At 67.5% G+C, this 13,945-nt stretch carries 13 protein-coding genes; 7 read left to right on the forward strand and 6 right to left on the reverse strand.

Annotated features, from left to right (window positions below; translation table 11 throughout):
* Window positions 1-10 precede the first annotated feature (10 nt).
* From NN4_RS05510 to NN4_RS05525, 4 genes are all read left to right on the forward strand, one after another.
* A complete protein-coding gene (locus tag NN4_RS05510) occupies window positions 11-1,879 on the forward strand; it encodes a 3' terminal RNA ribose 2'-O-methyltransferase Hen1 (RefSeq protein ID WP_147128862.1) in 1,869 nt (622 codons plus the stop codon).
* The gene (locus NN4_RS05515) at window positions 1,879-4,494 is read left to right on the forward strand and encodes a polynucleotide kinase-phosphatase (RefSeq protein ID WP_147128863.1); all 2,616 of its coding nucleotides are present in this window, start codon (window positions 1,879-1,881) and stop codon (window positions 4,492-4,494) included. Before NN4_RS05510 ends, NN4_RS05515 begins: the two co-directional genes overlap by 1 nt.
* A gap of 291 nt (window positions 4,495-4,785) precedes the next feature.
* A complete protein-coding gene (locus tag NN4_RS05520; RefSeq protein ID WP_147128864.1) occupies window positions 4,786-5,187 on the forward strand; it encodes a hypothetical protein in 402 nt (133 codons plus the stop codon).
* A 133-nt stretch (window positions 5,188-5,320) separates the two neighbouring features.
* Entirely contained in the window at window positions 5,321-6,556 is a 1,236-nt protein-coding gene (locus NN4_RS05525) for a serine hydrolase domain-containing protein (protein WP_147128865.1), read from the forward strand.
* Between the two features lie 4 nt (window positions 6,557-6,560).
* On the opposite strand, the gene NN4_RS05530 is transcribed toward NN4_RS05525, so the two are convergent.
* Window positions 6,561-6,956: a DUF1801 domain-containing protein gene (locus NN4_RS05530; RefSeq protein ID WP_147128866.1), complete on the reverse strand. Its 396-nt coding sequence runs from the start codon at window positions 6,954-6,956 to the stop codon at window positions 6,561-6,563.
* A 68-nt stretch (window positions 6,957-7,024) separates the two neighbouring features.
* Between NN4_RS05530 and NN4_RS05535 the strand changes: the two genes are divergently transcribed.
* Window positions 7,025-7,669 carry a TetR/AcrR family transcriptional regulator gene (locus tag NN4_RS05535; protein ID WP_147128867.1) on the forward strand — a complete coding sequence of 215 codons (645 nt, stop codon included), beginning with the start codon at window positions 7,025-7,027 and terminating at the stop codon, window positions 7,667-7,669.
* Here NN4_RS05535 and NN4_RS05540 read toward each other — a convergent pair.
* A complete protein-coding gene (locus NN4_RS05540; RefSeq protein ID WP_147128868.1) occupies window positions 7,656-9,089 on the reverse strand; it encodes an MFS transporter in 1,434 nt (477 codons plus the stop codon). The genes NN4_RS05535 and NN4_RS05540 overlap by 14 nt on opposite strands.
* A gap of 42 nt (window positions 9,090-9,131) precedes the next feature.
* Window positions 9,132-9,902 (reverse strand): trans-aconitate 2-methyltransferase, encoded by a 771-nt coding sequence (locus NN4_RS05545; RefSeq protein WP_147128869.1) that lies wholly within the window; start codon window positions 9,900-9,902, stop codon window positions 9,132-9,134.
* 306 nt (window positions 9,903-10,208) lie between these two features.
* Between NN4_RS05545 and hspQ the strand changes: the two genes are divergently transcribed.
* Both hspQ and NN4_RS05555 read left to right on the forward strand, forming a co-directional pair.
* Window positions 10,209-10,436, forward strand: a complete 228-nt coding sequence (gene hspQ, locus NN4_RS05550) for a heat shock protein HspQ (RefSeq protein WP_107654754.1) — start codon at window positions 10,209-10,211, stop codon at window positions 10,434-10,436.
* 73 nt (window positions 10,437-10,509) lie between these two features.
* Window positions 10,510-11,175: a hypothetical protein gene (locus tag NN4_RS05555; protein ID WP_147128870.1), complete on the forward strand. Its 666-nt coding sequence runs from the start codon at window positions 10,510-10,512 to the stop codon at window positions 11,173-11,175.
* Between the two features lie 104 nt (window positions 11,176-11,279).
* Here NN4_RS05555 and NN4_RS05560 read toward each other — a convergent pair whose 3' ends face one another.
* The 3 genes from NN4_RS05560 to NN4_RS05570 all read right to left on the reverse strand — a co-directional run bounded on the left by NN4_RS05560 (window position 11,280) and on the right by NN4_RS05570 (window position 13,921).
* A complete protein-coding gene (locus tag NN4_RS05560; protein ID WP_147128871.1) occupies window positions 11,280-11,753 on the reverse strand; it encodes a flavodoxin family protein in 474 nt (157 codons plus the stop codon).
* A 108-nt stretch (window positions 11,754-11,861) separates the two neighbouring features.
* Window positions 11,862-12,773 carry an RNA polymerase sigma-70 factor gene (locus NN4_RS05565; RefSeq protein ID WP_147128956.1) on the reverse strand — a complete coding sequence of 304 codons (912 nt, stop codon included), beginning with the start codon at window positions 12,771-12,773 and terminating at the stop codon, window positions 11,862-11,864.
* Window positions 12,770-13,921, reverse strand: a complete 1,152-nt coding sequence (locus tag NN4_RS05570) for an NAD(P)/FAD-dependent oxidoreductase (protein WP_308633302.1) — start codon at window positions 13,919-13,921, stop codon at window positions 12,770-12,772. Before NN4_RS05570 ends, NN4_RS05565 begins: the two co-directional genes overlap by 4 nt.
* Window positions 13,922-13,945 lie beyond the last annotated feature (24 nt).

The raw sequence follows: 13,945 nt of genomic DNA on the forward strand, positions 1-13,945 counted from the left end.
CGATCGCTGCATGCTCCTGACGATCACCTGCACACCACCGGAGGACGCCGACTGGCCGGCGACCGACCTGGGGTTCTTGCTGCACAAGAACCCCGACCGGGTGCAGGCGTTCGAACAGTCCTACGGCACAGCGCATGTCGTGTACCCCGAGGCGACCGCCGCCCGGTGCACGGTGGCACTGGTGCTGGAGATCGATCCGATCCGGCTGGTGCGCGGACGTTCGCGCGGGACACCGGATTTCAGTCTCGGCCAGTACGTCAACGATCGGCCGTACGCGGCGTCGTCGCTGCTGTCGGTCGCGATCGGGGCGGTGTTCCGCACCGCGCTGCACGGGCGCTGCACGCTGCGCCCGGAACTGGTGCAGACCGCGCTGCCGTTGCGCATCGAGCTGCCGACCGTACCGTGCCGAGGCGGCGCGGAGGTGGCGGAGCGGGTGTTCGCGCCGCTCGGCTGGGCGGTGACCGCCACTGCCCTGCCGTTGGATCCGGCGTTCCCGGAGTGGGGTGATTCGCACTACCTGCGGCTGCAGTTGTCCGGGACCGTGCGGTTGGCGGACGCGCTCTCACACCTGTACGTCTTGCTGCCTGTGCTGGATGGGGCGAAGCACTACTGGCTGGCCGCGGATGAGGTCGACAAGCTGATCCGGGCGGGTGGCGGATGGCTGGCCGAGCATCCGGAGCGTGGATGGATCACGCGACGTTATCTGGCGCGGCGGCAGTCGCTCGTACGGACGGCGTTGGCTCGGCTCGCCGAGTTGGACGAGGTGGAGCCGGAGTTGTTGGACGCGGTGGAGGAAGTGGACGACGCGGAGGAAGTCGGTTCCAGCGACCTTGCGGCGGGCGAGTCCGAACCCGGCTCCGCGCCAGCCCAAATGGCTGACGGCGATGGTGTTTCGGCCCAGGCACGGCCACCTTCGACCGAGATCGACGCTGCGGGAATGGCCGTAGCCGACGCGAGCAAGCAAGTCGATATGTCAGCGTCCGATCTGCCCGGTGGTGGCGAAATCGTCACAGGAGACGGGGCGGACCTCGCCTCAACAGTGGCCGGTGCGCACGACACGACCGTGGCTGATCCGATCGACGTGGCCGTGGCCGGTGCAGCCGCCACCGACGAGGCCGGTGTGCCAGACATCGCAGCCCCTGTTGTGCCTGACATGGCAGCGACAGGCGGGTCAGACCTGGCAGCGCCTCGTGCGTCCGAACTGGCTGAAACTCCCCCGGGCACAGTGTCGTTGGCAGTCACACGACGCGCTGCGGTGCGTGCCGCGCTGCACGAGGTCGGTGCTCGTCGAGTGCTCGACCTCGGTTGTGGCGAGGGCACGCTGCTGCGAGAGCTGTTGGCGGACAGAACATTCACCGAGATCGTCGGGGTGGACGTATCGATGCGGGCGCTGCATATCGCTGAACGCAAGTTGCGGCTCGAGCGCCTGCCAGAACCTGTGGCGCAGCGGCTGACCCTGCGGCAGGGCGCGCTCACCTACACCGACGCCCGGTTGCGCGGTTACGACGCCGCGGTGCTGATGGAGGTCATCGAGCACGTGGACCCGCCGCGTCTCGGTGCGCTGGAGCATGCGGTCTTCGCGGCGGCAGCGCCGAGGGCGGTGCTCGTCACGACGCCGAACGCGGAGGTCAATGTGCGCTTCGAGGGCTTGGCGGCCGGCGCTTTCCGGCATGCCGATCACCGGTTCGAGTGGACCCGTGCCGAATTCGCGGCGTGGGCCGACGGTGTGGCGGCCCGGCACGGGTATTCCGTGCGATTCGTGCCGATCGGCGTGGTGGACGCGGAGTTCGGCGCGCCCACCCAAATGGCAGTATTCAGCAAGATCGAATTCGACAACGCCACGGTAACCGTGGCTGCGGCCCGGGAAGGGGTGGCGTGATGGCAGAGCTCTCGGTGCCCGAGCTGTCCCTCGTGGTGTTGGTCGGCAGCACCGGCTCGGGTAAATCCACCTTCGCGCGCAAGCACTTTCGGTCGACCGCGGTGGTGTCCTCCGACGCGTGCCGCGGCATCGTCAGCGATGACGAGAACGATCAGTCGGCCACCGCAGAGGCGTTCGCGCTGCTGCACCACATCGCGGGCATCCGGTTGCGGCGTGGCCTGCGCACGGTGGTCGACGCGACCAACGTGCAGGCCAAGTCGCGGCAGGAACTGATCGCGGTGGCCCGCGCGCACGACGTACTGCCGGTGGCGATCGTGCTCGACGTGCCGGATTCGGTGTGCCTGGAACGCAATTCGGCGCGCCCGGACCGCGCCTCGCTCGGCGCGCACGTGGTGGTCCGGCAGCAGCGCGAGTTGCGGCGCAGCCTGCGCGGACTGGAGCGTGAGGGCTTCCGCAAGGTGTACGTGCTGCGCGGGGTGGCCGAGATCGAGGCGGCGACCATCGTCGACGAGAAGGCGTGGAACGACAAGCGTGAGCTCACCGGGCCGTTCGATGTGATCGGTGACGTGCACGGCTGCCGCAGCGAACTGGAAACGCTGCTCGGCGAGCTCGGCTATGTCCTCGAACGCGACGACGCGGGCCGGGCGATCGGCGCGCGGCACCCGGCGGGGCGCACCGCGGTGTTCGTCGGCGATCTGGTCGATCGCGGGCCGGACACCCCGGGCGTGCTGCGGCTCGTCATGGGCATGGTGGCGGCCGGAACGGCGCTGTGCGTCACCGGCAATCACGAGAACAAGCTCGTCCGCGCCCTCGACGGCAAGCAGGTGCGGGTGGCACACGGTCTCGCCGAGTCGCTGGCCCAGCTCGACGGCGAGGACGAGGTCTTCCGCAAGGCGGCCCACGAATTCTGTCGTGGGCTGGTCAGCCACTATGTGCTCGACGGCGGCAAGCTCGTCGTCGCGCACGCGGGGCTGAAGGAAGAGTTCCACGGGCGGGCATCGGGGCGAGTGCGGTCCTTCGCCATGTACGGCGAAACCACCGGGGAGACAGATGAATACGGCCTGCCGGTGCGTTATCCGTGGGCCAACGACTATCGCGGCCGGGCCACCGTGCTGTACGGGCACACTCCGGTGCTGGACCTGCAGTGGGTGAACAACACGCTGTGCCTGGACACCGGCGTGGTGTTCGGCGGCAGGCTGTCCGCGTTGCGCTATCCGGAGCGGGAGCCGGTTTCGGTTGCGGCGGAGACTGTTTGGTACGAGCCGACGCGGCCGCTGGAGCCCACCACAGCTGCGCCCGACGCGGTCGTGTCGGCCGCCACCGGGGGCGTGGTGCACCGGGATCCCGGTGTGCTCGACCTGGAAGATGTAATCGGCCGCCGCGTCGTGGAGACCCGTTATCACGGCCGGGTCGGCGTGCAGGAGGAAAACGCCTGCGCCGCACTGGAAGTGATGAGCCGATTCGCGATCGACCCGCGCTGGCTGGTGTACCTGCCGCCGACCATGTCGCCGTGTGCGACCTCGGAGCTGCCGGGCTATCTGGAACACCCTGCGGAGGCGTTCGCGTACTACCGCGCCGAAGGCGTCGACCGGCTGGTGTGCGAGGAGAAGCACATGGGGTCGCGGGCCGTGGTCCTGGTCGCCCGGTCGGCATCCGCCGCGCGGGACCGATTCGGCGTCGACGACGGCGGCACCGGCGTGATCTACACGCGCACCGGCCGGCCGTTCTTCGATGACCCGGTGCACACCGAGACACTGCTCGCCCGCGTGCGCGCGGCCGCCGAAACCGCGGGGCTCTTCGATGAGCTGCGCAGCGAGTGGCTACTGCTCGATACCGAGCTCATGCCGTGGTCGGCGAAGGCGATCGGCCTGCTGCGCAACCAGTACGCCGCCGTCGGCACGGCGGCCCGGGCGGCGCTCGGTGCCACCACCGAGGTGCTTTCGGCGGTGGCGGAACGCGGACTCGATGTCGCGGACCTGGCGGCACGCACAGGAGCGCGTAAGGACGATGCCGCGGCCTTCACCGACGCCTACGGCCGCTACTGCTGGCCGGTCGACGGCGTGGCCGGCCTGCGGCTCGCGCCGTTCCAGGTCCTCGCCGCCGAAGGATCGAATTACGCGGTGCGTGAGCATGATTGGCACCTTGCACTGATCGACCGGCTGGTCGCGGCCGACAGCGAGCTGTTCGCGCCGACCGGGCGGATGTTCGTCGATCTGACCGACGCGGACAGCGTGGCCGCCGCCACCGATTGGTGGACCGAGCTGACCGCAGCAGGCGGCGAAGGCATGGTGGTCAAGCCGCGGCAAGCGCTGGTGCGCGGGGCCAAGAAGGCCGAGGGTGCCAAGGGCGACGGCAGGCTCGTCCAGCCCGGCGTGAAATGCCGTGGCCCCGAATACCTTCGGATCATCTACGGACCGGAGTACCTGCGCGAGCACAACCTGGTTCGGCTGCGCACGCGCGGCCTCGGCCGTAAACGCTCGATGGCGTTGCGCGAGTACGCACTCGGACTGGAGGCATTGGACCGGCTGGCCGTGGGCGAACCACTATGGCGCGTGCACGAGGCCGTCTTCGCGGTGCTCGCACTGGAGTCCGAACCGGTGGATCCGCGCTTGTAAGACGCCGTGGGCGAATCATGGACCGGGACAGCTGGTAGTACGAATGCGCGCGGACGCCCCCGCCGCGCTGGGTGGTGTCAGCACTGTCCCCCCACACGGCAGACAGTCGTCATCGACAGCGCGGCGGCGATTGCGCGCGATCCATCGCTCGCCGGCGATGGTTGAAGCGCCGCCGAGTCGGGTAACCATCCTGTCGATGAGTCAGGATTCTGCCGCGGCATAGTTCCACGCCGCGATCTCTTCTGAATGTGTTCGGCGACCTGTTCCCGCTACGCAGAAGGACGAAGATCCATGGTGACTATTCGAAATTCCGTCCGCATCGCGACCGTCATCGGAGCCACCGCGCTGGCCATCGCCTCGGCCACTGCTGTGGCCGCAGCCGAGAACTCCATCGACGTCAGTGGTGTCGGGCCGGTCAATATCGGGGTCGACTATAGCTGTGAAGCCTCGGCCGGCGTGACCGCGATTCGGGCCATGGTGGGCGACCCGCAGGCCGACAGCCCCTCGGCCACCGGTACGCACACGGCGGTGACCTGCGACGGCAGCCGCCAAACCGCCGTTGTGCTGCTGACCGGAGCGAACGGCACGGACGCGCCGCTCTCGGCGGGGCAAACCGTCCAGGTTCGGGTTGCGCTGGTCGACAGCGCAGACACCGTCGTCACTGGTCAGGCCAAGGTGGTCTCGCTGGGCTAGTCCGAACTCGGGCTCCAACTGTCCCAGACCCATTGCACGCGGTAACTGATACACGTTACCGTGGGTGTTAGCAAGCTGCTTGCAACTGTTACCGCGGCGGCTTCGCAGGCGTACTGGACAAGGGAGTCTGACCATGCCGTTAGCGAGTTCCGACAGCACGCCCAGCACCGGGCACATGCTCATCGACGACCGCTTCACCGCCGTGGCCGCGAAGTTCTTCGCGATGTTCCGGCGCAAGCGGCAGGGTGGTGGTGCCCTCTCGGTATACCTGCACGGCGAACCCGTGCTGGACATCTGGGCGGGCTGGGCGGACCGGGACCGGCGGTGGCGCGCCGATACGATCGCGCTGTCGTACTCGACGGGCAAGGGCGTCGCCGCCACTATCGCGCACCGGCTGGCCGAGCGCGGCGTGCTCGACTTCGACGCACCGGTGGCGACGTACTGGCCGGAGTTCGCGGCAAATGGCAAGGAGGCCATCACCGTTCGCGACGTGCTCAACCATCGCGCGGGGCTGCAACGCACCCGAGGTCTGCTCGACGATCCGGCGGATCTGCTCGACCACGACGCCATGGCCGCCGCCATCGCCGCCTCCGCGCCGGATCCGTTGCGGCTGCGCGCATCCGGGTATCACGGGCTCACCTTCGGCACGATCGTCGCGGAGATCGCACAGCGGGCCACCGGGCGCGAGTTCCCCGAGCTGGTCCGAACCGAACTCGCGGAGCCCCTGGGCGACAACGACTTCTACTTCGGCGTCCCGCAGCACCAGCGGCACCGGCTAGCCAAGCTGTCACCGCGCCTCGGCATCGCACGCGTGCCGTTCGACCGGATGATCGCCCCGTTCGCCTCGATGCGGGCAGTGCACTCGGCGCGCGGCGCGGTGTACGACGGGTGGGCGGACATGACGCTCGGCGACCAGCCCTACGATGCGATGATGCCTGGCTGGAACGGGGTTTTCACGGCTCGGGCGCTCGGCAAGATGTACGGCGCGATCGCCAACGACGGCATGATCGGTCATCGGCGCCTGCTGCGGCCGGAGACCACCCGGCTGATCGCGCAGATGCCGCCGAACGGGCGGTTCGACTACGTGCTCGGCGCCGCACCACATTTCGCGCTCGGGTATCACCGTGGCATCGTCGGCACCAGACTGACCCGGCAAGCATTGGGGCACTTCGGTATCGGCGGCTCCGGCGGCATCGCCATGCCCGCGCTCGGGCTTTCGGTCGCCTTTGTCACCAATCACCTCGGCAACCACGCCATGTCACTGGGTGATGCGCGGCTGCCGGTGCTCGCCGCGCTCTCCCAGCGCGCCGCCAGAGGCGTGAAAGACACCAGCGGCCTGCCGGAGACCCTCGACGTCGCGGTCGGCTGAGACGTCAGCTCTCGCGTTTCAGCTTGCGCCAGCCGCCCGCGCGGTTGTTCGCGATGATCTGCTGGAACATCGCGAGCAGCGGTGCGGCAGGGACCTTTTCGCCCTCGCGCACGGCGACGGTTCGGGCGGTCTTGTTGTCGTGGCCCGCGGTGATGATGCCGTCGGGGTCGGCGACAATGGCTCCGTCGTAGAGGAAGATATTGACGTGGGTCTTCGCCGCGAGCAGGGCACAGATATTGCCGTCGAGCACGAAGTACGGCTGCACGGTGCGCTTGATGGTCTCGACGACTTCCGGATCGGCGGCGTGCACCAACTCGCGCACCTCCCGGCAGATTGCTTGCTGCCAGTTGGGTAGCGCGTCGATATAGGTGTCGACGCGCGGGTCGACCGCGTAGGACATGGGCCGATCCAAGCACAAATCCGGCGGTCCGATGACCGTTTCTCGCCAGCCTGAGTACGATCGACCGTATGGAAAGTGGCCCCGACTCTGCGCTCCTCACCCGGCGTGAGCCGGCCGAGATCACCGATAAACGCCTGCTCCGCGGTGCGAAGACGCGGCAGACCGTGCTACGGCATGCGGTGGACATCGCCTCGATCGATGGGCTCGCGGGTTTGAGTTTCGGCAGGCTCGCCACCGACGCGGGGCTGAGCAAAGCGGGCATCCAGACGCTGTTCAAGACCAAGGAAGCCTTGCAGCTGGCCGCCATCGACTACGCGCGCGACCTGTTCGTCGACGAGGTGATCGAACCGACCAGGTCAACACCGCACGGTATCGCCCGGCTGCGAGCGCTGATCGAGAGCTGGCTGGCCTACGCCGAGACTCCCCTGTTCCCGGGCGGCTGCTTCTGGGTCGCGAACATGCCGGAGCAGGACAGCAGGCCGGGACCGTTGCGCGACGCACTCCTGCGGGACCGGCGGGCGTGGGTGCGCATCCTCGAGCGGGAGTTGCGCGAGGCGGTGCGCACGGGCGACATCGTCGAGGTCGACCCGGAACTCGCCGCCTATCAGATCGATGCGGTGCTGTGCGCCACCAACACCGCGCTGCGCGTGGGCGAGCAGGACGCCATGAGCCGGGCTCGGCGCATCGTCGAGGGTTTCCTCACTTCGCCCTGACCGCAGGCAGTTGACGTACCAGCACCGAAATAACAATGGCGACAGCGAAATTCGCGATCGAAGACATCATGAAGGCGTGCCCCGACACAGCGGCGCCGGTGTCCGCGCCGGGTTGGAACGCGGCGAAGAAGACCGCGCCGATCACCGCGACGCCCAGCGCGCCACCAATCTGCTGGGCAGTCGACAGCGCCCCCGACGCCATGCCGACAGCCGCCGGGCCGACCCCGGACAGCACCGTGTTGAGCAGCGGCGTGATGAGCAGACCACCACCGGCGCATTGCAGCACGATAGTCGCAATCACCAGCGCCACAGGGAATCCCGAGCTCGACAGCAGCACCACCACGGTGCACAGATAACCGACCACCATCAAGATCGACCCGAGTTCCAATACGCGCCGACCATATTTCGGCACGACGCGGCTCGCGACCATGCCGAAGACGAAGAACGCCGCCGCACCGGGCGCGTACACCAGACCCGCGCGGAGGGCGGACATGCCGAGGCCCTCCTGTAGCGAAATCGACAGCGCCAGATAGTAAGACGTGAGCAGCGCATACACGCACAGCACGAGCAGGATGCCCACCGTGAACGAGCGCTGAGCGAACAGAGCGAGATCTACCAGCGGGTCGCCACCCGCCTCGGCGACGCGCCGTTCGATCACGGCGAACAGCACGAACGCGGCCGCGCTCGCCACGAAGCAGGCCCAGGTCCACCACGGCCAGCCCGCCTCGCGCCCTTGAATGAGCGGGAAGGTGAGCAGGAACAGCGCGGTACTCAATGCGAGTACGCCAGGAAGGTCCAGCCTGCGCGCCCCCGCCACGCGTGATTCCGGCACGAATTTCGCGGCGAGCAGGATCATCGCCACCCCGATCGGCACGTTCACCCAGAACACCGCGCGCCACTGCGCACCGAACAGATCCGCGCTGATCAGCAACCCGCCGATGAGCTGGCCGCCGATGCTGGCCATACCGATCACCACACCCAGCACGCCGAAGACCTGATGCCTGCCGCGTTCCGGCACCAGCACAGCGATCATCGCGAAGACCTGCGGAACCAGCAGCGCGGCACCGAGCCCCTGCACGACCCGCGCCGCGATCAACGTGCCAGGGCCCGGCGCGGCGGCACACACGATCGAGGACAGCGTGAACACCGCCGCGCCGAGCAGGAAGATCCGTTTGCGCCCATACATATCGGCGATGCGGCCGCCGGTGATCATCAGGACCGCGTAGCTCAGCTGGTAACCCGCCAGGATCCACTGGAGTTGCCCCTCGGTGGCACCGAGATCCGCGCGGATCGCGGGGCCGGCCACCACCACGATGTACGCGTCGAGGATGGCCATGAACATGCCGACCATGACCACCGACACCGCGGTCCACGGCACAACGGCCGGGCTGGTGCCGACAGATGGTTTCAACTCCGTCATGCTGGGAACAATACGGTCGACCGTATGTTTATTGCAACGGCCTCAGGACGAGGGCTTGTGCGCCACCGCGAAGATCCGGCGGAACGGGAACCACGTCGTGCCGTCGGACCTCGCCGGGTAGGCCATGCGCAGGCGGGCCGCCAGCTCGGTACGGAACTCGCGCCAATCTTCGTCGTCCAGCTCGGCGCGAATCGGTCGCAGCGCGGTGCCGGTTACCCACTCCAGCACGGGATCCGGGCCCGAAAGTCGTTGCAGGTAGGTGGTTTCCCAGACATCGACGATGGTGTCGTCGGTGGCCAGTGCCGTCGCATAGTCGGCGGGCGTGGACACCGCGTCGGCGCTGCGCAGCGCGATCTCGGCCAGCTGGGCTTGCCAGCGCGCCTCGGTCGCCAGCGCGCGGATCTCCCGGTGCGACGGCGCGTCGAAGTTGCCGGGCACCTGCATGGCGAACCAGGCGCCGGGCGACAGGGCGGGCAGCCACTCCGCGAGCAGGCTCAGGTGATCCGGAACCCATTGCAGGACAGCATTACTGACGACGACATCGGTCTCGGGGTCCGGCGCCCAGTCGTGCACGTCGAGGACCCTGGCGTTGATGCCACGCTCCTGCGCTTCTTGCACCATCTCCGGCGAGGAGTCGAGTGCGTCGAGTTCCGCGTCCGGCCATCGTGCGGCGAGCACACCGGTGAGGTTGCCCGGCCCGCAGCCCAAATCCACTACGCGGCGCGGCTTTTCGGCGTCGATCCGGCTGATCAACTCGAAGAACGGACGGGCACGGTGATCGGCGAAATCGAGGTACTTCTTCGGATCCCACATACGAAACCCTTCTCGTAAACAGTACGAGCGTACTTAGTACGATTGTACTGTAAGGCGGGTGCCTGGAGGTGGCACATCAGAAGCAAACCGACCAGTTTTGGCGTGTTATTTCCGGGTAGTCGATATATCAACACCTACCCCAGATGTCCGCTCTAATCTTCGTTGCCGCGCAGCAAACAGATGGCTGCCGACCCGATCGGCTTTGCGCCCCAGTCCCCGACTCCCCCGCCCGCCCCGACTCTCGTTCCTCAATGTTGTTGCACGCAAGACAGATACAGTGACCTGTATCGGAAAGGTGCGTGAATCATGACGGAAGCCAAATTCGCTGTCGGCGACCGAGTCCGCCACGTGTCCATCGGACGTCACGGTGTCGTCGTCGCAGTCGACACGGAGTACTCCCCCGCCCACGACGAAAACGACCTCAGCCTCAACCCCTCCGTCCGCGACAGCCCCTGGTACCGGGTGACGCTCGAGGACGAGAACGGCCAGCCCGTGGAGACCTACCTATCCGAGTCCCAGCTCGATTCCGAATAACCCCGACCCGCGCGAAACACAGCGGGATGGTTGGTGCCCGGTTTGTGTCGGTAGGTGCCGCTAGTCTGCTGAAGTGGTCGGACCGGATTCGGCGCTGCGCCGACTGATGCGCGAGGCAGGGAAGCTGCTGCAGCCCTATGGCTTCCAGGGCTCGGAAGACATGTGGGTGCGAGTCGTGCCCGGGGGTGTGGCGTCGGTCGGTCGCACCCGGGTACTGCGCACCTGGACCGAAGGGCAGCAGGTCCTGAAATTCGGCCTGACCCTCGACGCGACACCCGCCGCCTGGTGGGAATTCCGCAACTGGCGCAATACACAGCTCGGTCGCCCGCTCGTGCCGCTGGAGCAGGCGACCGGCCCCGGGCTGATCAGTGACCACGGCATGCCGGACGAGCTGACCCAGCCGTGGTCGCTGGGGGTCGACCCGGCAACGGCGGGCAGGCATGCGCTGGCGGCAGACGTCGACGCCATTCGTGCCGAGCTACCCAAGCGCGTGCACGCCTATGCGCGGCGCGCGCTACGACTACTGGAGCCGGACCGGTATCTGGACGAGTTGCTGGCCGACCCGGATCCGCAGGGTGAGGTTTGGGAGGTAATCGTCGTGCTGCTCGCTGATCGCGGACCTGGGCCCGAACTGGAAGACGCATGCACCCAATTGCGGGCGTACCTAGCGGCTCGAGACGAATCGGCCTACGCGGAGAGCCTCATCGAGTACGTGCAAGGCCGTGCCGCGCTCGTCTGAGCCCCCTGGTCGATGTGTGGTGCAGGACCGCAGCGCGGAGCTCGCTGAGCTGAACGGCCGAGATGAGCGCGCCGCCCAGCGTCGGCAGGAGCATCGCCGCATTCTCAACGCGTCGCGCCCAGTCGGACTCGTAGACCTTCCGCGAACGTGCGCGCCGCCTCGAGATCGGTGGCGTCGGGTCGCCCTTTCCGGATGCCGCCGACGAGCTTGAACGGTGCGTAGGTGTCGAACGCGCGGCACGAGAAGGTGTCGGCCACCTCGAATCCCTTCTGCTCGAGCAGGTGGATCATGGGGCGAGAGAAGCGCTGCATACCGGCATCCGGAAAGCCGCTGCTGGCGAAGACGAATGCGGCCCTTCGCGGCTCCTGCGGGAGCGACTCGACGAACTCCCGCAGCTCGGCGTGGAAGGAACCGAGGAAGATCCCCGAGCCGAACCCGACGAGGTCGTAGCCGGCCAGCTCGGCGGCATCGATGTGCTGCGGGTCGACAACCCGGGCTTGGAGCACCTGCCCCATGACGTCGGCGATCTTTTTCGTGTTGCCATGAGACACCGAGGTGCACACGATGATGGCTTTCATGACGACGCTCCCTTCAGGTTGCGTTGAACCGGACATGCTCTGAGCCACCACCCGATTCGCGACCGTGACATCTGGGCACCTGTGGTCTCCGCCACGCCGGGGGTTCTCTCAGACGTCCTGCGGCCGATCGAGCGGACGCAGCACGTCGGCGGAGCGCAACTTGTCCGGGTTGCGTACCGCGTACAGGCCGGTGATGCGGTCCCCGGCGATCTCGATCATCAGCACGGTGTCGAGCTGACCGCCCTCGGACCGGAGCAGGATCGCGGGCAGCGCGTTGAAGGTGCCGAACTCGGCGACCATGCCCGCCATGCTGTGCTGGGCGAGCTTGATGAGGAAGCCGGCCACTGCCGCGGCACCGGTGATCGGTCGACCGGCGACGATGGCTTTTCCGCCGCCGTCGGAGATCTGCACGACATCGGGGGCGAGCACGTCCATCAGATTCTGTACGTCACCGGTGCGCGCGGCGAGCAGGAACCGATCGAGTACTGCCCGATTGGTGTCCGCGTCGGGTTCGAAGCGTTTGCGGCGAGCCTGCACGTGTTCGCGGGCCCGGTGCGCGATCTGGCGCACGGTGGTGTCGGACTTGCCGATCATGTCGGCGATCTCGACGAGGCTGTGACCGAACACCTCCGACAGCAGGAACACCGCCCGCTCCGTCGGACTCAACGTCTCCAGGACGAGCAGCATCGCCATCGACACCGATTCGGCCAGCAGCACATCGTGACTGGCGTCGTGTTCGGTGCGGATCGGTTCGGGCAACCAGTTGCCCACATAGTCCTCGCGGCGGCGGCGCGCAGACCGCAGCTGGTTGAGCGATTGGCGCGTGACGATCTGCACGAGATAAGCGCGCGGGTGTTCCACCTCGTCCTGGTCGATGTCGCGCCAGCGAAGATAACTGTCCTGCAACACGTCTTCGGCGTCGGCCGCGCTGCCGAGGATCTCGTAGGCGATGGTGAACAGCAGCGGACGGAACCGGTCGAACACGTCCGGTTCGGTGGTGTCTTCGGTTCGCTCGATCATCGGGCCGCCGTCGGGGCCGGTGCGAGCACGGTCGGGCCGGGCAGCCACCGGTAGGCCCGCGGATACCGCATCGAAGTCAGCGTGCAGCGGCACACCCGTTCCTTGGCCATCGCCGCCACTCGTCCCGACAGCACGAACCCGCGAGCCGTGTCATCCAGGTGCGTCGCTTGAATGAACCCGTCGCGCCGCCCGAGACTGATCGCCTGTCCGACCATTCCGATAGACGACGGCTGCGGTCGTTCACCCCGAATCAACGCGAGCACCGTATCGGCGCCGTGCGCCCCCATCGGCATCGCCGCTTGGCAACTCATTCTCAGGTGCTCCCCCACATGTGCAGGCGGTGCGACAGCGTCCCCGACGCCGACGATCCGCCCATGATCGACACACACCAACGTATCGTCGGTGCGCAACCGCCCATCAGCGGCCACTGCCAGACCACTGCGCAACGCCAGGTCCGGCACCCCGAACGAGCCCGCCCACACCGTGCAATCGCTGGGCAGCACACCCGCATCGGTCACAACAGCGTCGGCACGGGTCGCGGTCACCCGCAACCCGGATCGCACCCGCACCCCAGCGTTCTCAAGCCTGTCCTCGATGCTCGCTCGGCTTGAATCGGGCAGGCACCCGGCCACCGACCCCGAAACCAGCTCGACCGCCAAAGCCGGATACCGGTAAGCGATTTCAGCGGACGTCTCGATCCCGGTCAGCCCGCCACCCACCACCACAACCCGAGCCCCCGCCGATAGTCGCCGCAGCCGCCCACGCAACAATTCGGCACCGTCGAGATCGGCGATATTGCACGCGTGTTCGGCACCGGCCAAGCCCGGCGCGGCGGTGCTGCCCACCGCGTACAGCAGATAGTCGAACTCGAGAACAGAACCATCATCGAGCGCTACCGACTCCGCACCGATCCGCGCCACCGTCGCCACCCGCAGCCGAACATCGCGATGCAACACACCCCGCCGAAGCTGCACCACCCTCGACACCCCAGCCGCCCGCTCATGCAACCGAATACGTTCCACGAACTGCGCCCGCGGGTTGACCACAGTGACACGGACATCCGACCCACCCACCGCCGCAAGCCGATTCGCAGCCATCACCCCCGCATAGCCCGCACCGACAACCACCACTCGACGCAACACAACCACCTCCGCTCAGCTCGACCCGATGTC

Origin of the sequence: Nocardia ninae NBRC 108245 (assembly GCF_007990755.1) — a bacterium.
Taxonomy (GTDB): Bacteria; Actinomycetota; Actinomycetes; order Mycobacteriales; family Mycobacteriaceae; genus Nocardia; species Nocardia ninae.